A 628-nucleotide genomic window follows, 5' to 3' on the forward strand; every position below is an offset into this window, starting at 1 on the left:
AACCCCTCTCCCGGGGGGAGAGGGGCTTATTGCTTCGCCGCCTCCTTCGACCAAGGCGACTTCCCACCCTCGGCAATGAACCGGTCGATGCGCTGCTCCAGCACCGGCAGCGGCACCGAACCGGTTTCCAGCACCGCGTCATGGAACGCGCGGATGTCGAACTTCTCACCCAGCGCCTGCTCCGCCTTGCGCCGCAGCTCGAGGATCTTCAACTCACCCAGGTAGTAGGACAGCGCCTGGCCGGGCCAGGCGATGTAGCGGTCGACCTCGGTGGTCACCTCGTGCTCGCTGAGCGCGGTGTTGTCGCGCAGGAACGCCTGCGCCTGCTCCCGCGTCCAGCCGTCGTGGTGGATGCCGGTGTCGATCACCAGCCGGCACGCGCGCCACATCTGGTAGGTCAGGTAGCCGAAGCGGTCGTACGGGGTGTCGTACATCCCCATCTCCTGCCCCAGGTATTCCGAGTACACCGCCCAGCCCTCGCCATACGCGGAAATGAAGGTGTAACGGCGGAAATCCGGCAGGTTGTCCTGCTCGGCCGCCAACGGCATCTGCAGCGCATGGCCCGGTGAGGACTCGTGCAAGGTCAGCGCAGCAAGGTTGTACAGCGGCCGCGACGGCAGGTCGTAGG

The 628-nt window shown here is 66.2% G+C and carries 1 protein-coding gene; it reads right to left on the bottom strand.

The annotated features are described in order from the left end of the window. Positions 1–26: 26 nt before the first annotated feature. On the bottom strand, positions 27–628 hold a 602-nt coding region (locus D180_RS10035; protein ID WP_017912690.1), incomplete at its 5' end, for a DUF885 family protein.

Origin of the sequence: Xanthomonas sp. SHU 166 (assembly GCF_000364685.1) — a bacterium.
In the GTDB taxonomy this organism is placed as follows: domain Bacteria; phylum Pseudomonadota; class Gammaproteobacteria; order Xanthomonadales; family Xanthomonadaceae; genus Xanthomonas_A; species Xanthomonas_A sontii.